General features: G+C 43.0%; 21 protein-coding genes. 14 read left to right on the forward strand and 7 right to left on the reverse strand.

Features of this window, described 5'->3' with window-relative positions; genetic code table 11:
* The 10 genes from KUA49_RS17225 (at position 1) to KUA49_RS17270 (ending at position 9,589) form a co-directional block, all read left to right on the forward strand.
* The gene (locus KUA49_RS17225; RefSeq protein ID WP_203041424.1) at positions 1 to 807 is read left to right on the forward strand and encodes a ParA family protein; all 807 of its coding nucleotides are present in this window, start codon (positions 1 to 3) and stop codon (positions 805 to 807) included.
* Positions 808 to 854: 47 nt separating this feature from the next.
* Positions 855 to 1,130, forward strand: a complete 276-nt coding sequence (locus KUA49_RS17230; protein WP_318331697.1) for a hypothetical protein — start codon at positions 855 to 857, stop codon at positions 1,128 to 1,130.
* Positions 1,131 to 1,863: 733 nt separating this feature from the next.
* Positions 1,864 to 2,079, forward strand: a complete 216-nt coding sequence (locus KUA49_RS17235) for a hypothetical protein (protein ID WP_256624940.1) — start codon at positions 1,864 to 1,866, stop codon at positions 2,077 to 2,079.
* A 308-nt stretch (positions 2,080 to 2,387) separates the two neighbouring features.
* Entirely contained in the window at positions 2,388 to 3,974 is a 1,587-nt protein-coding gene (locus tag KUA49_RS17240; protein ID WP_218413531.1) for a hypothetical protein, read from the forward strand.
* Between the two features lie 179 nt (positions 3,975 to 4,153).
* Positions 4,154 to 4,513 carry a hypothetical protein gene (locus KUA49_RS17245; RefSeq protein WP_118066924.1) on the forward strand — a complete coding sequence of 120 codons (360 nt, stop codon included), beginning with the start codon at positions 4,154 to 4,156 and terminating at the stop codon, positions 4,511 to 4,513.
* Between the two features lie 51 nt (positions 4,514 to 4,564).
* Positions 4,565 to 5,935 carry a C10 family peptidase gene (locus KUA49_RS17250; RefSeq protein ID WP_118066923.1) on the forward strand — a complete coding sequence of 457 codons (1,371 nt, stop codon included), beginning with the start codon at positions 4,565 to 4,567 and terminating at the stop codon, positions 5,933 to 5,935.
* A 62-nt stretch (positions 5,936 to 5,997) separates the two neighbouring features.
* On the forward strand, positions 5,998 to 6,447 hold the full coding sequence (locus KUA49_RS17255) for a hypothetical protein (RefSeq protein WP_218413533.1): 450 nt from the start codon (positions 5,998 to 6,000) through the stop codon (positions 6,445 to 6,447).
* A 275-nt stretch (positions 6,448 to 6,722) separates the two neighbouring features.
* The gene (locus KUA49_RS17260) at positions 6,723 to 7,955 is read left to right on the forward strand and encodes a site-specific integrase (protein ID WP_318331698.1); all 1,233 of its coding nucleotides are present in this window, start codon (positions 6,723 to 6,725) and stop codon (positions 7,953 to 7,955) included.
* A 63-nt stretch (positions 7,956 to 8,018) separates the two neighbouring features.
* Positions 8,019 to 9,230, forward strand: coding sequence for a site-specific integrase (locus KUA49_RS17265; protein WP_309466607.1), 1,212 nt, complete (start codon positions 8,019 to 8,021; stop codon positions 9,228 to 9,230).
* Positions 9,227 to 9,589 carry a hypothetical protein gene (locus tag KUA49_RS17270; RefSeq protein ID WP_005942354.1) on the forward strand — a complete coding sequence of 121 codons (363 nt, stop codon included), beginning with the start codon at positions 9,227 to 9,229 and terminating at the stop codon, positions 9,587 to 9,589. Before KUA49_RS17265 ends, KUA49_RS17270 begins: the two co-directional genes overlap by 4 nt.
* A gap of 238 nt (positions 9,590 to 9,827) precedes the next feature.
* Here KUA49_RS17270 and KUA49_RS17275 read toward each other — a convergent pair whose 3' ends face one another.
* Positions 9,828 to 10,136: a helix-turn-helix domain-containing protein gene (locus tag KUA49_RS17275; RefSeq protein ID WP_270242952.1), complete on the reverse strand. Its 309-nt coding sequence runs from the start codon at positions 10,134 to 10,136 to the stop codon at positions 9,828 to 9,830.
* Positions 10,137 to 10,218: 82 nt separating this feature from the next.
* Positions 10,219 to 10,530, reverse strand: a complete 312-nt coding sequence (locus tag KUA49_RS17280) for a helix-turn-helix domain-containing protein (RefSeq protein ID WP_008628599.1) — start codon at positions 10,528 to 10,530, stop codon at positions 10,219 to 10,221.
* Positions 10,531 to 10,927: 397 nt separating this feature from the next.
* Between KUA49_RS17280 and KUA49_RS17285 the strand changes: the two genes are divergently transcribed.
* From KUA49_RS17285 to KUA49_RS17300, 4 genes are all read left to right on the forward strand, one after another.
* A complete protein-coding gene (locus KUA49_RS17285; protein WP_318331699.1) occupies positions 10,928 to 11,410 on the forward strand; it encodes a DUF3408 domain-containing protein in 483 nt (160 codons plus the stop codon).
* Positions 11,411 to 11,594: 184 nt separating this feature from the next.
* Positions 11,595 to 12,008: a plasmid mobilization protein gene (locus tag KUA49_RS17290; RefSeq protein ID WP_218413659.1), complete on the forward strand. Its 414-nt coding sequence runs from the start codon at positions 11,595 to 11,597 to the stop codon at positions 12,006 to 12,008.
* Complete coding sequence (locus tag KUA49_RS17295; RefSeq protein ID WP_264908588.1) at positions 12,005 to 12,955, forward strand: relaxase/mobilization nuclease domain-containing protein; 951 nt, start codon at positions 12,005 to 12,007, stop codon at positions 12,953 to 12,955. The genes KUA49_RS17290 and KUA49_RS17295 overlap by 4 nt, the downstream gene beginning before the upstream one ends.
* Before the next feature lie 35 nt (positions 12,956 to 12,990).
* Entirely contained in the window at positions 12,991 to 13,746 is a 756-nt protein-coding gene (locus tag KUA49_RS17300) for a hypothetical protein (protein WP_264908586.1), read from the forward strand.
* A 73-nt stretch (positions 13,747 to 13,819) separates the two neighbouring features.
* Here KUA49_RS17300 and KUA49_RS17305 read toward each other — a convergent pair whose 3' ends face one another.
* The 5 genes from KUA49_RS17305 to KUA49_RS17325 all read right to left on the reverse strand — a co-directional run bounded on the left by KUA49_RS17305 (position 13,820) and on the right by KUA49_RS17325 (position 17,724).
* On the reverse strand, positions 13,820 to 14,440 hold the full coding sequence (locus tag KUA49_RS17305; RefSeq protein WP_218413588.1) for a radical SAM protein: 621 nt from the start codon (positions 14,438 to 14,440) through the stop codon (positions 13,820 to 13,822).
* A gap of 1 nt (position 14,441) precedes the next feature.
* The gene (locus tag KUA49_RS17310; RefSeq protein ID WP_218413589.1) at positions 14,442 to 15,446 is read right to left on the reverse strand and encodes an energy transducer TonB; all 1,005 of its coding nucleotides are present in this window, start codon (positions 15,444 to 15,446) and stop codon (positions 14,442 to 14,444) included.
* A gap of 19 nt (positions 15,447 to 15,465) precedes the next feature.
* The gene (locus KUA49_RS17315) at positions 15,466 to 16,308 is read right to left on the reverse strand and encodes an energy transducer TonB (RefSeq protein ID WP_218413590.1); all 843 of its coding nucleotides are present in this window, start codon (positions 16,306 to 16,308) and stop codon (positions 15,466 to 15,468) included.
* Positions 16,309 to 16,488: 180 nt separating this feature from the next.
* Entirely contained in the window at positions 16,489 to 16,899 is a 411-nt protein-coding gene (locus tag KUA49_RS17320; protein WP_218413591.1) for a hypothetical protein, read from the reverse strand.
* A gap of 318 nt (positions 16,900 to 17,217) precedes the next feature.
* Positions 17,218 to 17,724, reverse strand: coding sequence for a hypothetical protein (locus KUA49_RS17325; protein WP_318331700.1), 507 nt, complete (start codon positions 17,722 to 17,724; stop codon positions 17,218 to 17,220).
* Positions 17,725 to 17,903: the final 179 nt, after the last annotated feature.

Raw genomic sequence — 17,903 nt, forward strand, 5'->3', positions numbered from 1 at the left:
ATGGAAAATAAGCTGAAAATGATCTTGGCTATCGTCAACAATAAAGGTGGCGTAGGCAAAACAACAACAGTGCAGAATCTTGCCACTGGCATGTTACGGAAGGATAAGAATCTAAGAATCCTCGAGATAGACTTGGATCCTCAGTGTAACTTAACTCTTCTGAATCATGCGCCAGAAGATTGTGCCACTGTTTTTGATTCGATGATAGCCTGCAAGGGGTTGCCCATCTATAAAAATGGGGTAGGGGTGTATTACGTTCCAGGTTCTGCCAAGATGCAGGATGTGGATCCTTTCCTGCAGAACACGGGTGCACCACGCCAGGTATTGGGAGCTTGTCTCAACAGTGACTGCATGGATTTCACGGGCGAAGGCATCGGCAATCCTATCGACTATTTCGACTACATCTTCATCGACTGTCCGCCAGCCCTGTCACAATCTACCTATAATGCCATGGTGGTAGCAAGCCATCTGCTGGTTCCTGTACAGATGGAAGGACTTTCTGTAAATGGTTTGGCGGCTGTGCTGGCAGCCATGGAGGAGGTGAAGAACGGCAGGTTTGCCCTGAACAAGGAACTGGAACTTCTGGGCCTGTTGCCTGTTATGCTCGACGAGCGTCCACGCATCGTGCGTTCGGCAATGGAATATCTTCGAGAGAATTATGGCGAGAAGGTATTGTCGCATGGAATCCGCCGTTGCGTCAAGGTGAACGAGTCGCAGACTGAAATGACGGATCTCTTTCATTATGCGCCTTATTGCTCGGCAGCCATAGACTATGAATTGGTTATCAATGAATTGTTTAATATCTAGATAAATTAGGAAAAATGGGAAAGGATTTTCACGCAGCTTTCAGTAATATGAATAAAGCTGTTCGCCCAGGTGTTGGGCAATCTGCAGTTGGGCAGCCAGGTATAACTCAGCCTGGCGTGGCACAGCCTGGCGTGGCACAGCCAGTAGGGGAGAAAGACATAAAGAAGGTAACTCAGGCAGAGAAGAGGAAATCGATGCATGGAGTTCAGACATACCTGTCGGACGAGGAGTATGAACAGCTTATGCTGGCGAAGGTTAGAACCAAGAAAAAATACGAGGATATCCTTCGGGAAGCATTGGTGCAGTATATGAATAATCTATAGTCTGTTTGCTTTCAAACATGTTTGCATGCAAACATGTTTGAAAGCAAACATCTTTTCGTTATCTCTTCATCTTGGTAGGTTGTTAAGTATAACTTTTTCATTCATGATTTGTGCTTCCACCTTGCATTTCCCCAATTTCTGGGGAATTATTCCCCACTTGTTCCCCAGTTTCCCCACTTCTGTTTGACGGGTATGGAAATGATAAGTGGCAGTAAATCAGTAGGATAACTTGGTTTGTCTGTTTCTGGCACGCAAGTTGCATAAATGGATAGTGCGTTTGAATCAGATAAATTCGTTTCTCAACATAATGACAACGCATTTTGCAGTGCGTATATATAGAAATAGGTAAGAATAAAAAATAGTTTTCATCAGGTGAAAGTACGTATTTTTTATAAGTGATTGAGAATGAGACAAGTTTTTATCTCATAAAAAGAAGAGGTTACGAATTAGAAATAAACAGAATGTAGCATCCTGCTGTGATTTGCATAACCATCCAAAGAACTCTTTCGGTTGCAAAGGTACGATATTTAATCGGGGATAAAGAATGTTTTAAGATTTTTTATCCTCGATTTTTTGCTTGGATAAATCTGTTTTTATTAACCATACTCTTCTCTATTCTTTGCTATTTCCATTTCAATCCATTCAAATATATGTGGCAAGGGTTCCTGTTTTTTGAATGTTCTGTTTGCTTTGCATATTCTCATCCTTTCGCCGCTTCTTTCACGAGAAGAATATGCACAACGCCTATGCCGAGGCATCGGCCAGAAAGACCCACTTTACAGGAAATGGTAGCCTGCTTACCGAGAAATATCTCAGAGAGTGGAACGATCCGCGCATGGGAATCAGAGCTGCACGGTATGTAAACTGGGACAAGCAATCGCTGCTTTCGCTGAAACGCAACATCAGTCACATCAACCTGCTCATGGGCGAATGCTGTTCATCAATCTGAAAACCGGAGCACTCAGTACTAAGGTAGTTTTTTGCACTGAAAATTTCTTTTGAGATGACAAAAATATCTTTTGTTGGTAAGAGGCGACCTTAACCGCATATTTTTCACTAATCGCAGGCATAAAAGTCACTTTTGTGTTTACCGAAACTAAAATTTAGACTTGTAAAAAGCAGTTAAATACAAATAATCTGCTGTGTATCAACAAGATAATCGCTATGATTATAGATTAGCAATTTAGACCTTATTTCTGGTCGTATTTCTCGGAAAATTTGTATTTTTGCAGGCAAAAAACATAAAAGAATTAAGTCATGAAAAATTTTTATATTCACATCAGTTCATTGATTATTGTGGTTTTGGTGTTTATGTCGTCTTGCCAACACAAGCCTAATACCACGATAGCACAAGCATTGCTACTGGCAGGAGAACACCCGGATAGTGCCCTCGCACTCCTGAACAACATACAGTTCAGTAAACTGGGCAAGTCTGAACAGGCAAAGTACGCTGTTGTGTACACAATGGCACAAGATAAGTCGGGGTTGGATGTGGACGAAGATTCGCTAATTCGCATTGGATACAACTGGTATGAAAAGCATCCAGAAGATTCCCTTTATGCAAAATGCCAATACTATATGGGCAAATACTATATGCTAAATGATAGCACGGAGTTTGCCATCCGTTGTCTAGATCGCTCATATAAAGCGTCAGAAAAGATAGACGACATCCTTACGGAATGCCTTGCTTTGGAAAAACTTTCTAAAGTAGAGAAGATGACGGATGCCAAACAAGCTTTGCTTCATGCAAGAATGGCTATTGACAAATATGAAAGAGATACGACGGCATCACTTGCCAATAAGATTTACTTCAGGTTGAACTTATGTGAGGCACTTGAGTTTGCTGATAGCTCTGCTATAGCCCTGAAAGAATGTAAAATAGCTTTGAATTTGGCTAAAGAATTGGGAGACTCCCTGGTTTTAGCTGATGTCTATCAAGATATGTCGCGGTTATTTCATGATGTAGGAATGTACCGAAAGGCACTTACTTGTGCAAAGGAAGCCTATTTATATAGGAAATCGATGTTTGATACTTCGAACGCCCTTGCCCTAGCAGATGCATATTGTGATGTTGATTCAACGCTACAGGCAAAAGATATTCTTGCAAAGGTCAGTAAAGATTCTCATGCTAGCCGACACCTTATTTATTATATCAGATGTAAGGCGGCAATAAGAGAAGGACAAATACAACCGGCTATTGTTTGCCTTGACTCGTCAAACTACTATTTAGACAAAATGTACTGTACAACCATGCAAGTCAAAAATGACTATTATGTCTCTGTTCTGCAAAAAGAAAAGGAAGAAGCAAGATTGCAAGGTGAGATTACATCGCAAAAAGCGGCAACAGTATTGACGGTTGTACTGGCACTAATTGTTATCATTTTTGTACTCTACATATATAATACCAATAAGAAGCAAGCAAAACAAAAGGCTACAATGGCAGAACAGCTCCATGCGCAAGAACTCTCTCACCGAGATATTCAAATTTGCACTATGAGGAATTTTCTTCTAAAGAAAATTGATATAATGGAAAAGATCGAGTCCATGAGAAACGAGACAGAGAAACATATACTCATATCAGAAGATGATTGGAATGAAATAGAAGTGTTTTTAGATAGTGTCGAGAATCTCTTTGTGTCAAGATTAAGAGCGCAGTTCTCGGGATTGACGAAGAAAGACCTACGACTGATGATGCTGCTCCGTCTTAAAATGCCACAGAAGGCACTTGCACTAATCTATGGTATCAGCGAGAAAGCAATTAAGCAGAAACTATTTCTCTACAAGGCAAAAGTAGGCATAGAAAAAGAACAAAAATCTCTACGAGAATTCATGGAAAACTACTAAAATCAGTAGCAAAACTTCAAATTTAGACCTCCATTTTTCTGGGGGGGGTGGTATGTAATACATTGATTATCAGTACATAATAAAAATGTTGCAAAATTAAAGAATTAGACCCAACTTCTTTGCTGAGTGTTTGGAATTGACGTAACTTTGCACCGAAATTAACAACAAACGAAATCAGTATGAAGAAAATTATCATTTTTACATTATTGTTGTTACTAACAACATTGCCCTCTACAGCAAAGGGTATAAAGACCCATATGGATGGGATGCGGCAACATGGTGGTGCACGCAGTGCTATTCCTTCAGTAATGGTTGACCAAGAGTCTGCATATGTTACTGTAGAAATAAGTCGTTATTCTGGAGAGTACGCAATTTACATCTCTGATGAGTATGGAGTTCCTTTATCAAATACAAATGGTATTGTAGAAGGACGCACATATAGTATTCTTGAAACAGAAGATTTGCCCACAGGCAATTATACTATCATGATTGTTTTGGGCAATTTGGTTTATAAAGGTAAATTCCATATTACGCATTGATAAGGAGTTATATAGCTATATACTATTTTGAATATTAATTTTAAAACAACAATGACAATGAAAAAAATTTTTATCGTTGCTCTTTGTGTGGCTGGAATGATGAGTTCTTGCTCTGATATTGACGACAACATCGCCAACGATGCCAAAAGTTCCATTCTCCTCACACAACAAGAGTATGCAAGTATTGTACCAGATTCTCAACTAGAGATGACGCAAGATGAGATTGTTGATATGGTAAGCAAATTCTCTACAACAGGCAATTCCACTAGAGCTATCGCTGCCAATCCGACAATTGTGAAGAAGTTTTCCCTCTCCTCTTATAGTAACGGAAAACAGATTCCTCTCTATGAGGTAAGTCTAAACGAAGGTGACGATGCTGGTTATGCTATCGTTTCTGGAGACGAAAGAGTCCCTGGAGTCATAGCATATGTTGAGCATGGCTCTCTCAATGACACCCTCACCAACAAAGGTGCAGCTATGATGCTCAAAGAAGCTCAGCGTTCGCTGATAAGTAAAGTGAAGGCTGTAGACGTTGTTATAGATTCTTTGCGAGCAAGTGCTAAAGCTAAAATATCTGCAAAGATTGGAACCAGTAGTTTTACTTTTGAGGGGGTAAAAGACCGTATCGAAGTTCAAAAGGGTATTACTCGATCGGTTGCTACGTCCGATCCTCAGGGCACATTGTTAAAGCAAGTGACACCACTTATCACCACAAAGTGGAATCAGTGTGCGCCATACAACAATCTTATGGACGAGACAACAGCATCCGAAATGCAAAATTGGCCATATTATGGGAAAAACGCTGTAGGATGTACCGCTGTTGCTATTGCTCAGATAGTTGCATTTTACGAATGTTTATCTACTGTCAATGGTGTTTCGCTTAATTGGAGTGCACTGAAGGCATCCTCGCAAATTAGTAATTATGGAAATGAATCTTTAAAAACACAGATTTCAAATTTATTTTACCATGTTGCTCACGGAATTCAAACAACATGGAATAATGGAGTGGGTGGTGCAAAAATAAGCAATGCCTCAAGCTACCTTAGCGGACTTGGCATCACTTTTGATTCCGGAAGAAAGTGGGCTGGATATTCTATGGATGCGGGACGAATTATAGAATCGCTTGACAAATTGTATCCCGTAATTATTACAGGAGCATATGAAGCGGGCACAAGAAGTTCTAGTGTCGGAGGAAGACATTGCTGGATTCTTGACGGTTATCAAATCCGCAGAAGAACAACGACCACCCGTATCATTGTAAAGCAAAACGACACATACATCCATGCGAATTTTGGATGGAGCGGCAGCGAGGATGGGTACTATATGGTGGATAGAAACACCACCAATCTGGATTTTGAAACTTCGTTCAACGGACATTACAACCAGGATTTGAAACTCTATCCTAATGTAAGAAAGAAATAAAACAACCAGCTAAGAGGGTGCGTTATACAAGACGCTCCCTCTTTATCATATATTATAAAATTATGAAAATATATAGTATATTAGGTGTTATCTTAGTTGCGTTATGCTTCTTTGCATGTAAGAGCAATAAAGAAAATGAGTATCAGCCTCTGACTATAGAAAATTATGCAGAGGTATCCTTGGGTGATACGACAAACCTCATAATAACTGGCGGAAGCGGAAACTTTGTTGTTGAAGGTAACGACAAAGTGGACATTTCTACAGCTCAGAATGACAAACAGAAAATCACTCTTATCGGCAAGGAAATAGGTACTACTCACATCTTCGTACGAGATAGAATCACGAACGAGTCATGTAGCATTGAGGTAAATGTGATTCTCCCATTTCTTACGTTGAACTTTGAAGAGGAGGAAGGAAACCACCTCAATATAAGGTCAAATAGCTTATTCGTATTGGTTGCAAGTGAGGATAGCATATGTTACGCTTTTAGTTTTGTTAACATAAAGCTCTAAAGCAGTCAAAGGAGAATAAGAGAGGTTGGAACGTAAACAGTTGGGAATGAGTAGATTTGCACAAAGTTGCCAAATCGGCATAAAGCAAGCGAGTGAGGAATATTGAAGTAGTTCAGTTACTAAATCGTGAGCCACAGTTACCTATGCAAAGCAGGTAACAATGCGGAAAGGCAACTTTGTGCATCAACGGATTTTATTGCGCTGATTCTCAATGTTTTGCGTATCAAGGAACGCTTACAAAATGATTATATTTGCACACTCAAAATGTAAGCGTTATGAAAATCGAAAAATTCAAGGTGTTGCTCTACCTAAAAAAGAGCGGATTGGACAAGTATGGAAAAGCTCCCATCATGGGACGCATCACGGTGAACAGGACTATGGCGCAGTTCTCCTGCAAGCTGTCTTGCACTCCATCGCTTTGGAATCCTCGTGCCAGCCGATTGGAGGGCAAGAGCAAGGAAGCCGTGGAGACCAACAAGGACATCGAGCAGTTGTTGCTTTCCATCCAAAAGGCTTTCGATGTGCTTGTGGAAAAGAGAACGGACTTCGAGGCTAAGGATGTCAAGGAGGCCTTGCAGGGCAGCGTCAAGACACAGACCACCCTTCTCTCCTTCGTGGACGAGCATATCAGTGAACTCAGCACACATGAGGGCATCGATATGTCGAAGAGCAGTGTCTGGACTTACAGAAAGATTCGCAAGAATCTCGCTGAGTTCATCGGGGAGAAGTATAGGTTGACTGATTTGGCTTTCGGACAGCTGACCGAGCCTTTCATCAGTGACTTTCACCATTACCTGCTTGACGAGAAAGGCTTTTCATCAGGAACCATCACCATCTATGTGTCGCTCTTCAAGAAGATGTGCCGCATTGCCTTTGAGCGAGGCTTGTGCAAGAACCTGCTGTTTGCCCATTATCGGGTTGGCACTCCAAGGGTTACGACACCCAAGGCTCTCAGCATGTCTGATTTCATAAAAATCCGTGATGTGGAACTGCCCGAAGATAAGCCGAGACTATCCGTTAGCCGTGACATGTTTCTTTTCGCCTGCCATGCAGGAACAGCCTTCATAGACACCGTTTCCATCACGAAAGCCAATGTCAAGGTGTTGGAGGATGGTGACAAATGGCTCGTCTATAACCGCAAGAAGACCGGAACACTTGCCAGGGTGAAACTCCTGCCCGAGGCGTTGGAGCTGATGGCGAAATACGAGGACGAGGCAAGAGATACCCTTTTCCCATTGCTGAGCCCGAATCGTGTTCGTATCGATCTCATCACCATCTGCAAGTTGGCGGAAACGAGCAAGACCTATTCCTACCATTCGGGACGACACTCGTTCGCCAGCCTCATTACGCTGGAGGCTGGTGTGCCGATGGAGACCATCTGCAAGATGCTCGGTCACAAGGATGTGAAGATGACGCAGCGGTATGCGAGAGTGACCCAAAAGAAGCTGTTTGAGGACATGGACAAGTTCATCGCTGCAACCGAGAAGGACTTCTTTCTCGCATTATGACCAAGGCTTTCAACTTTTCTTTTTACAGTTCAACTACATTATTATATTATAAGGACAACAACTATGAGCAGAAGTACATTTTCAATTTTGCCTTACATCAACAGACAGAAGGTGAAGGCAGACGGAACAGCCAATATACTTTGCCGCATCACCGTTGACGGCAAAAGTGCAGCCATTTCCACAGGCATATCCTGTACACCACAGGAGTGGAACGCCAAGAAGGGAGAGGTACGGAACGCAAGGGACAACGGACGATTGGCAAGTTTCCTTGCTGAGGTCAAGGATAAATACAACTCACTTCTTACCACCAATGGCATCATCACCGTGGAAATGCTGAAGGCTGTGTTGAAGGACAAGGACACGACAGGAAGGTTCTTGCTGAACTTTGGTGATACCATCGTGGAATGGTATCGAACCTCAAAAGCCAGACAAACCTTTCTGCACAAGCGGACATGGCAGAAGAACCTGAGAGCCTTTGTCCATTCGTTGGATAAGGACGACATCGCCTTTGAGGACATAGACGAGAATTTCGGGGAGGAATACAAGCTATTCCTGAAACGAGACCAGGGACGCATCGACAGCTACGTGAACCATTGCCTTCTCTGGCTGAACATGTTGATGTACAAGGCAGTGGACAGGAGCATTATCCGCTTCAATCCCATAGCCAGGATAGGGTATGAGAAGAAGGCAGCCCCGAAGATGACCCATATCAGCAAGGCAGACTTTATCAAGATGCTCTCTACCCCGATGGCTGACGAGCGAACGGAGCTTGCACGCAGATGTTTCATTTTTGCCTCGCTCACCTCCTTATCCTATATAGATGTAAAGAAACTGTACCCTCACCATATCAGTGAGAACTCCGAGGGTAGGAAGTTCATCCGCAAGGAAAGAGAGAAGACAGGCGTGGAGTTCTTCGTGCCGCTCCATCCGATAGCCGAGAAGATTCTTTCGCTCTACAATACCACGGACGACAGCAAGCCTGTTTTTCCACTGGGTGAGAAGAAAGACATCTATCTTGATGTGCATACCCTTGGAATGGTGCTTGGCATAAGTAATAAGTTGGGATTCCACGCCAGCCGCCATACATTCGGAGTCTTGATGCTCAACGAGGACATTCCCATCGGCAGCATAGCCAAGATGATGGGACATGCAGACATCACAAGCACACAGGTCTATGCGCAGGTGACGGAGCAGAAGATTTCAAATGACATGGATAAGCTTATTGCCAAGCGAGAAAGGAACAGATTATCGAACGAAAAAACTATTGGAAAATGAACAGAGGAGTTATAACTATCAGCGAGAGCGGAACGGTATCCATGCCGACCGATACTGTATGGATGACCATGCAGGAGATTGCCGACATGTATAATGTATTCGGCTGCTATGTGCGCAAGGCTGTCAAGGCTATATTCAAGGACGGCATTCTGAAAGAGCAGGGTGTGCGTCGTCATGTCAGGAAGAACGACCGCATCAGCTATGATGTGTATAGCCTTGAACTCGTCATTGCGGTAGCCTTCCGTATTGACAGCATTGAGAGCCGAGCCTTTCGGGAGTTCATCATGCAGTCCGTCATCGGCAGACAGACAAGCCGCACTAAACTGGTCTGTATCTTTACAGAGAATGCAATGGCATAGACCTGCCATAAAGCAACGTTCCTTGGAGGCTTTGCGCCTCCAGCCACTTGGGCGAGCCACCGCAGTGTGTTTTAGCATGGTATTAGATTTATACAGGTAACACAAATGATACCCGGCAAACACGACCAACTCGGTATAGCCAATAAAACGAGGCGACAACCTATAACTGCCACACTCGGTAAGTTATACGTTGTCGCCTTGTTCATTTCACCCCACTCATCAAGGACATGTATTTCTCCTACAAGCCCTTCATTCTGTACGCCTCACGATAGTTAGCCATCAGAATCTTCTGAATGTCGGACTCGCGGTAGAGTATCTTTCCGCCAAGCTGGATATACGGGATGACACCGTTGTTTCGGTAGTCCTGCAGGGTTCTTCGGCTCAGTTGCAGCCTGGCACAAAGCTCCTTGTCCGTCATGAAGCGCTCACCGTCAAGCATGGGGCGGTAGTTCATCACGGCACGTTCAAAATTGTCAACCATTTGGTTGAGGTGGTTCACGATGTGGTTCATCCACTCGCTGTTTCTTGTCATTATTTCATTGCTCATAGTTGTCTCGTTTTATTGTTGATACTTACGTTACTCGGTTTACTTGCTGCATTGGATAAAGTGGCTGTTGTATATTGACAGCCTAACCTGTGCGCTTGCGAAAGCGCATGTCCTTTTTCCTGTCCTCCACTACTGCTACGATAGCCATCACGTCCTCCGGCTTGTAGTAAGTCTTGTGGCTGATTTGCGTATAAGCCAAAGTTCCGTTGTCCCGAAGCGTCTGCACTGTCCGTGGGCAGATGTTGAGCGTCTGACACACGTCCTGCGTGTCGAGCCACTTGTTCATGGTCTTGTCCTCACTGCGCTCACGGATTCTGTCCATGCGCTTCACGAAGTTCTCCAACTGGGCATCAAGATAGTTGAATGCCTCTTCCTCGAATACGATGAATCCCATACTTTTCTTTTTTCTAAGTTAATACTATGTTATATGTCGCAAAGCTCCACGCATATGCAGTGCTCCACGTTTGTGAGTGCAAAGATAAGGCACGGCAATCTAAAAACAAGCGTTTTCAATTTCTGTGGCAGTATGTTGCCGGGGTTTGCCGACATCAACGCCAAAAACAACAAGAAAAACTTGCACGACTGCAACGAATACATGAACAATGATGAGTTGAGAAATACGTTGAAGTTCTCACAACTATCTCGGTATGCAAATAAGCAAGCCACAACTAAATTGCCACGTTACACCCAATCAGTTGCATGGCTGCACTCAGTATACTTACTTTGCAGCCGACAATCGGTCAATGGTGCAAACCGTGACCACTATACTAACAAATAAAACAGCATAAGCTATGGCAAGAACAAAAGATGTAGTCTTGGCTCCTGAGCAAAAGGAGCTGATGGAAAAAGAGTATTTGGATTTTGTTAAACCATCTACGTATGGCAACAAAGCCAATCCAAGTAGTTGTAATTCTCTCTATGATGATGTAGAGAACCCAGAGTTGAGAGCAATTGTAGAGAAAGTTGCTGCAACAACTCCCTATAGAGAGGAAACATCAACGAACGAGGCTCAATCGCCACCGAATCCGCAGAAGTGCATCAGTGGCAAGCAGCGCAAGGCGACATTGGAGGAGTATCAGCAGACCTTCCTCCAGGTTCCAAGGATTGACGACCGCAAGCCAGTCTTCGTCAGTTCCGATGTACGAGACCGTCTTGATCGTGTCGTCCGCATCCTCGGAGGGAGACGCATGAGCGTATCGGGCATCATCGAGAACATCGTGCGCCACCACCTAAGCCTTTATGAAGAGGACTTCGAGGCTTGGCGCAAATTGTGAGAATTAAGGTCTGCGACCTTGGACGTGGATAGCTGAAAGGCAGTAGTTCCAACTAACGTGTTCTGAGAGGGAGCGAGGTTATGTTTTGGGAACCCCAAAACGCCTCGCTCCACCATGAGGGCGGAGGAATTTTGCTCCCGACGGTCGCAGAAAGTGAGTGTACCAACTGTAAACAGTATATCGAATGACAAGCATACAGGAACAGGACAGGAGAAAGGGCGGAAGACCGCCCGCAGGCAGGGTTCGCAAATTGTCGAAGTCTGTCACGGTGAAGTTCTCGAAGCCAAGCTACGAGGCATTGAGACTGAGGGTGAGAAAAGCCAACCGCAAGTTGGCGGAGTACATCCGTGAGTCCGCCTTGAACGGCGAGGTGGTGAGCGGACACAATGCAGAGACGGTAGCCATCGCCAAGAACCTCATCGGTATGGCGAACAACCTCAACCAACTTACCAAGCTGTCGCATCAGAGAGGTTTCCATGAAACCCATGTATATGTGGTGGACTTGTTGAGAAGATTGAAAGCAATCCTTGGAGAGTATCGCCAAGCAAGTTATAAACCGAAGCCAAGCAGTATGGGCAGAAAGGAGGATACCACATGATAGGCAAGCTAAAGAAGGGCAGCTCATTTGGTGGTTGCATCCGCTATGTTACAGGCAAGGACGAGGCGAAAATCATCGCCTCGGATGGTGTGTTACTCGGCACGAATGCCGAGATAACGCAAAGTTTCGAGTTACAGAGGCAGCTAAATCCAAGGATTAAGAAGCCTGTGGGACACATTGCATTGAGCTTCAAACCCGAGGACAAGCCACGTTTGACGGATGAGTTTATGACTAAGATTGCCCTTGAATATATGCAGATGATGTGCATCACCGATACTCAATTCATCATCGTAAGGCATCACAACACGGACAATCCACATTGTCATATCGTGTATAACCGCATCAACAATGAGAGCAAACTCTTATCAGACAGGAATGATTACAGGCGTAATGAGCAGGTGACCAAGGCTCTAAAATCCAAGTATGGACTGACCTACGGAACGGACAAGAGCAATACTAATACTCGCAAGTTACGCAATGCTGAGCGTGCCAAATACGAGATTCACAATGCCGTCAAGGATGCCTTGAAAGGCGCTGATAGTTGGCAGAAGTTCAAGAATGAACTTGCAAAGCGAGGTGTTCACTTGGAGTTTGTCTATCTGGATAAGGAGCAAACCAAGGTACAAGGCATCCGTTTCTGCAAGGATGGATATAGTTTCAAGGGTACGCAGATTAGCCGAGAATACAGCTTTGGCAAACTGAATGCGAGATTTGAGGGAACGGAGAACCTTTTATCAGCAAGAGCCAAATCTGCTCAGCAATATGAGCAGGGCTGTCATAAGAATGAGCAGGTGCCATCCATATCGGAGAGCAGCCAGGACCCTTGGGGCGGTATTTCTTCCATTGGACTTTTTGCTCCAGCCAATGCTCAGACCTTTGAGACATTCCCAGAGGATGAATCAGTCAAGAAGAAAAAGAAGAAACGCAGAAGAGGCTTTAGCCTTTGATGCAAGTTACAAACCATTCAAACAACAAAAGAAAGATGAAAGAAGAACTATTGGAAGCCATCTACGGCACAGTTGAGAGATTGGAGCAGAAAGTCGATGAACTTTCTGCCTCACCTAAGAACGCAGGAGCGGAAACAGTTCTCAGCCCTGCAAGTGTTGATACAAGCAAACTTGAAAAAGCCATCCTTTCTGTATCCGCAAGAGAAGAGGAAACTATTGGCAAATTAGCAAAATTAAGAGAGGCGATATGCGTCTATATCGACCTTACCAAGAAAGAAGCAAGCAAAGATGAACAGCGAAGCAAACTCTTGTTTGATACCATTAATCAGGTGAAACAAGAGCAGAATGTCACATCAAAATTTGTACAGGACAAACTTAACGCAATGGACAACACACCTCAAAAGAAAGTCGTAACCCATCGCTTCGAGCCTACTTCAAAGTATGTTCTTCTTTTCATTGGAGGCTTGGCTCTGTCTTTGGTTATCTCAATTTGGGGCAACCTCACCCAATGGCAAGAGTACCAAGATTGGGAAGAGGCGGACTTTAAGTATAGGGCATTGAAGATGGTGCTTCCATCTGACGACCCGAATATTCACTACATCGAAAAGCATTTTTCTGTTTGCCGAGATGAGAAAGTTATAGATGATGTAAAAAATCGTGTTGCAGCTTACGAAGATTCTGTTCTCAAATACAATGAAATGGTACGGATGGCTGCATACAAAGACAGTGTAGCCAATGAACTTCGCAGAGAGTCTAATAGCATAAAACGTACTATTAAAAATTACCAATAATTTTTATCCAATACCCCAATGAGATGGAATTTACATTCAAATCCATTTCATTGGGACATATAATTAAAACTGTTTATTTGTTTCTAATAACATATTCAAATTCATCAAAATTCTCATATCCTAATTCTATTAAGACTTGGCGACTGTGTTTCCTGTCATCTTTGGTGTTGAACTTGGGGATTATGGGGAGACGAAGGATGATCTTGTCTTTATGTTTGGCATGAGTGTTGAGCCAGACAAGGTTGTCGATAACTTGCCGGTTGGGCTTACCTGTGTAGGCTTGATAAATGGCAGGATTCATGTCCTTGATGTCGATGATAAAGGAGTCAATGTATGGGGTGACTTTCTCCAAGTGATGGCGAGGTACGTTTAGACTCGTCTCCATCGTAAAGTGCCATCCCTCTGGGCATAGTTCACAAAACTCCTTTATGAATGAACTCCACAGAAGCGGTTCACCTCCACCAAAACAGATGCCGCCTCCTGTAGCTAAGAAGTAGAGGTTGTCCATCTCCACGTTCGCCATCAGCAGTTCTGTATCCACCTCCTGCCATACGCCGTCAGCATCAAGGCATTGGGGATTGAGACAGTATTTGCAACGAAGCGGACAACCGTGGAATGCCACAAGCGTGGTGACGCCCTCGCCGTCTATCGTGAGGCGGTGGCGGTCGATGCAAATGAGTGGGGCGGTCTTCATGTTATTCTACTTTAAATGTGAAAGGAACGGTGGCATGTGATTTCACCACCTTTCCGTTTTTCTTGGCAGGAGTCCATTTCGGCATGCTTTTCAGTACTCGGATGGCTTCCTCGTCGAGGATAGGGACAAGACTTTTCTCCACCTTGATGTTGCTCAAACTTCCGTCCTTGTTGACGGTGAAACCAAGGATGACTCTGCCTATTGGCGCGCCTTCCCGACATTCTTTTGGATATTGAAGGTTGGTCTTGATGTATTGCGTCAATGCAGTCGAACCGCCTGGGAATGAAGCCTCTTCGAAAGTATCTTCTCTTTTGATGACGGGAGCCGTTCCTCTAATTCTGACTTCGGGAACGATTCCAGCCACGACTTCCCCTAAGGCACTTTCGTTGAATATTAGAGTGATGATATTGAGCTTGTCTCGGCTCATTTCAGATAGTTTGATGCTTCGGTCTATGAAGCCGATGTATTGCACGGTTATCGTGTCGCCTTGCTCCACTTCGAGAGTGAAGTTTCCAATGACATCAGTTATTGCATACTTTCCCGAAAGTTTAGCGATGACGGAGGCTCCAATAAGCGGCTCATTGTCCTCGTCGCTAATGAGATGCCCTTGAACGAAGAGCATTCCTTTCTTGCTGAGAGAATCTTTCGCTTGGAGTAGGGCGATGTCGTTGGTGGTGTATTTTCGGAACTGGATAGGGATAACCTTTTCAGACTTAGGCGGTGTCGATTTGTAATATCCCTTCTGCGTGGCGCACGATGTGGCGGATGCGGTGAGGGCGGTGATGCCCAAAGCCACTCCTGCGACCTTGATGGCTTTCCCTGCCATCTGTCGGAGGTGCAGTTCGTGTTCTAAGTCCCTCACGTCTTGCTCGCATTTCGGGCAAGTGCCCTTGCATTCGCCCTTAAAGTGGCATTCTTCGGGTGAATAACTGATTCCGTTGGCATCCGCGATCTGCTTGCGGATGGCCTTGAGCGTGTTGCAAATGTTGCGTCCTCTTGTTGCCATGATTTTTCCTTTTTTATAGTTACTGCACGTGGATGTAGACAGGAAGCGTGTATTTTGATTTCACCGCCTTGCCGTTTTGCTTGGCAGGAATCCACTTTGGCATACTTTTCACCACCCGGACGGCTTCTTTGTCAAGGTCAGAATAGACGCTTTTCTTCACTTTGATGTCATTTAGATTTCCATCTTCATTGACAATGAAACTAACGACAATTTTTCCTTGTATGCTGCAATCGCCCTGTATGTTTGGATAGCGAAAATTGTCTGCAATATATTTCATACACGCCGCTATGCCACCAGGAAATGACGCTTCCTCATCAGCATTATCAAATATTTTGCTGCTTTCAATGGAATCTATACCAATGGCAGACCTGGTGACAGCATTCCTGCCTTGATTTTTTGAGGAATTGCCTTTGATATTCTTTTTTATCTCTTTTGTTTCTAAGGATGGATTGTATGAAGCCTCCCCGTCCTTTCTGTTTTCTTCTTCCAGAAGTTTCTCCTTGTTGCCAAGAGAAATGGCTCCTTCTAATTGTCTGTTTCTTGGGTTCGGTTCTTCTTTTTTAACAATGATTGTATCACCTGTAACCATGTCTGAAGCATTTCGCTGTGGTTTTCCATCAGAACAAGCCGTTAAAGCAACAAGTCCTGCTGCAATGCCAACGACCTTGATGGCCTTTCCTGCAATCTGCCTACGTCGCAATTCATACTCCAAATCTCTCACATCTTGCTCGCATTTGGGGCAAGTTCCCTTGCACTCACCAGTGAAGTGACATTCTTCTGGTGAATAGGCAATCCCATTAGCATCTGCTATTTGTTTGCGAATGGCTTTGAGAGTGTTGCAAATGTCTCTTCCTCTTGCCATAGTTTATTTTCTTTTATGATTATGTCTCTTTTTGATAACAACAATTTCCCCTGTGAGTCCTCCACTTTCTGTCAAAGTGATAACATTGAGCTTTTCGAGGTTCATTTCAGAGAGTTTGCGTTTTCTTATCGCAGTTAAAAATGCAATAATATAGCCTATTCCAAAACAATTCTATATACTTCATATAGGCCTCTCTTTCTTTGAATTGGTTCTTTTTGAAATAAAAGAATAAATGGCATACTGGATACAAATTGGCAGGAGATTGACTATCCCCAACCAAACAAACACTATGAGGCTCAAAGATAAGGCTGCCCCATTGGTTACAACTAAGGAAATAATGCCTATCAAAAACAACGTCACAAGACTATTCAATATTATTTGTCTTTTCAGCAAAAATTCCTTTCTAACAGATTTTGCCCAAAGCCAAGCAAGCAAAGCCATACTCAAGTTAAACAAGGAAATACAAATCGTAAGCATAATGCCCATAAAATATCCCAAGTACAAGACCACTGCAGGAATAATATAGGCAACAAATGTGGCCACAAATACTGTGAGCAAATATTTCTTTGTATCTTTATCTCTTAGTTTCATATTACGTTCATTATATTTTACTTTGTATTGTACATTACAATGAAATGCTGTTTTATACTCATTTCCTGCTACAAAAATAACATTTTGTAGTGATAATCGGTTATAATCCCTTGAAAATCTACGATATTCTATCGTAATTTAGACAATATGAAAATAGAATCTGTAAATGTGGAACTTAAATAAATGGTTTTCTAACACAGCAAGATATATGTTTGCAATGAATATTTGTTCTTTTGCCATACTCTTGAAATGACAAAACCGGATAATTGCACAGAGTTGTGGCAAATGACAACAGATGTGCTCATGAGGGCTTAATTTTTATATCTCGTCAGTTGTTTCTACCGTACAATAGAAACATCCGCCCTTAATAATGTCATAACCAACAATTTTTTCATCTGCAAAAGCGTCAAGAACTCTTTTTGAGAAAAAGACATCAGAACCTTGTGGATATAGCAAATCTTGGTTTCTATATTTCGGTGTTAGTGTGATTCGCTTTGGGAAGTAAATATCATTGTCGTTGTAAAACTCCTTTCTGTTTTGAAATACTTTACATTTTTCATTGTATATATCAATAAACTCGCACTTAGGATAAACAAATTCTGTATCTTTAATAATCGGCACAAACAAAAGATAAAAGTCAGATGCGATGCCGTCAATTTTTATTCGCTTCAGAATGTATTCTGATTTACGAACGTGTATTTGCTCAAGTACATTTTTAACTTTTGCGCTAACAACTGCTTTCAAACTTAGGCATGCAGGCGAAAAATCCATGAAATCAACATAGTCTTTCCTTTTGATAATTTGTCCCTCTATTTCATTGGGCATATTAATATATATGTCGTGCTTATTCTCAAAATACATCGAAATATTCCTATTTTTCTCAGACATATAGTCCAGAAAGTCCTTTGATTTTATCTTAACAGTATGTGGCATTTCGTATCTGCCTCTGATTCTTTTATCTAACGTAAATGTTATTTGATAGTACATAATTCGTTACTTTATTA

Source organism: Segatella copri, from assembly GCF_019249655.2.
In the GTDB taxonomy this organism is placed as follows: Bacteria; Bacteroidota; Bacteroidia; order Bacteroidales; family Bacteroidaceae; genus Prevotella.

What these genes read in the sequence shown, in the direction of transcription:
- KUA49_RS17225 (WP_203041424.1), top strand. Translation starts at nt 1, where the DNA reads ATGGAAAATAAGCTGAAAATGATCTTGGCTATCGTCAACAATAAAGGT.
- KUA49_RS17230 (WP_318331697.1), top strand. Translation starts at nt 855, where the DNA reads ATGAATAAAGCTGTTCGCCCAGGTGTTGGGCAATCTGCAGTTGGGCAG.
- KUA49_RS17235 (WP_256624940.1), top strand. Translation starts at nt 1,864, where the DNA reads ATGCACAACGCCTATGCCGAGGCATCGGCCAGAAAGACCCACTTTACA.
- KUA49_RS17240 (WP_218413531.1), top strand. Translation starts at nt 2,388, where the DNA reads ATGAAAAATTTTTATATTCACATCAGTTCATTGATTATTGTGGTTTTG.
- KUA49_RS17245 (WP_118066924.1), top strand. Translation starts at nt 4,154, where the DNA reads ATGAAGAAAATTATCATTTTTACATTATTGTTGTTACTAACAACATTG.
- KUA49_RS17250 (WP_118066923.1), top strand. Translation starts at nt 4,565, where the DNA reads ATGACAATGAAAAAAATTTTTATCGTTGCTCTTTGTGTGGCTGGAATG.
- KUA49_RS17255 (WP_218413533.1), top strand. Translation starts at nt 5,998, where the DNA reads ATGAAAATATATAGTATATTAGGTGTTATCTTAGTTGCGTTATGCTTC.
- KUA49_RS17260 (WP_318331698.1), top strand. Translation starts at nt 6,723, where the DNA reads ATGAAAATCGAAAAATTCAAGGTGTTGCTCTACCTAAAAAAGAGCGGA.
- KUA49_RS17265 (WP_309466607.1), top strand. Translation starts at nt 8,019, where the DNA reads ATGAGCAGAAGTACATTTTCAATTTTGCCTTACATCAACAGACAGAAG.
- KUA49_RS17270 (WP_005942354.1), top strand. Translation starts at nt 9,227, where the DNA reads ATGAACAGAGGAGTTATAACTATCAGCGAGAGCGGAACGGTATCCATG.
- KUA49_RS17275 (WP_270242952.1), bottom strand. Translation starts at nt 10,136, where the DNA reads ATGAGCAATGAAATAATGACAAGAAACAGCGAGTGGATGAACCACATC.
- KUA49_RS17280 (WP_008628599.1), bottom strand. Translation starts at nt 10,530, where the DNA reads ATGGGATTCATCGTATTCGAGGAAGAGGCATTCAACTATCTTGATGCC.
- KUA49_RS17285 (WP_318331699.1), top strand. Translation starts at nt 10,928, where the DNA reads ATGGCAAGAACAAAAGATGTAGTCTTGGCTCCTGAGCAAAAGGAGCTG.
- KUA49_RS17290 (WP_218413659.1), top strand. Translation starts at nt 11,595, where the DNA reads ATGACAAGCATACAGGAACAGGACAGGAGAAAGGGCGGAAGACCGCCC.
- KUA49_RS17295 (WP_264908588.1), top strand. Translation starts at nt 12,005, where the DNA reads ATGATAGGCAAGCTAAAGAAGGGCAGCTCATTTGGTGGTTGCATCCGC.
- KUA49_RS17300 (WP_264908586.1), top strand. Translation starts at nt 12,991, where the DNA reads ATGAAAGAAGAACTATTGGAAGCCATCTACGGCACAGTTGAGAGATTG.
- KUA49_RS17305 (WP_218413588.1), bottom strand. Translation starts at nt 14,440, where the DNA reads ATGAAGACCGCCCCACTCATTTGCATCGACCGCCACCGCCTCACGATA.
- KUA49_RS17310 (WP_218413589.1), bottom strand. Translation starts at nt 15,446, where the DNA reads ATGGCAACAAGAGGACGCAACATTTGCAACACGCTCAAGGCCATCCGC.
- KUA49_RS17315 (WP_218413590.1), bottom strand. Translation starts at nt 16,308, where the DNA reads ATGGCAAGAGGAAGAGACATTTGCAACACTCTCAAAGCCATTCGCAAA.
- KUA49_RS17320 (WP_218413591.1), bottom strand. Translation starts at nt 16,899, where the DNA reads ATGAAACTAAGAGATAAAGATACAAAGAAATATTTGCTCACAGTATTT.
- KUA49_RS17325 (WP_318331700.1), bottom strand. Translation starts at nt 17,724, where the DNA reads ATGCCCAATGAAATAGAGGGACAAATTATCAAAAGGAAAGACTATGTT.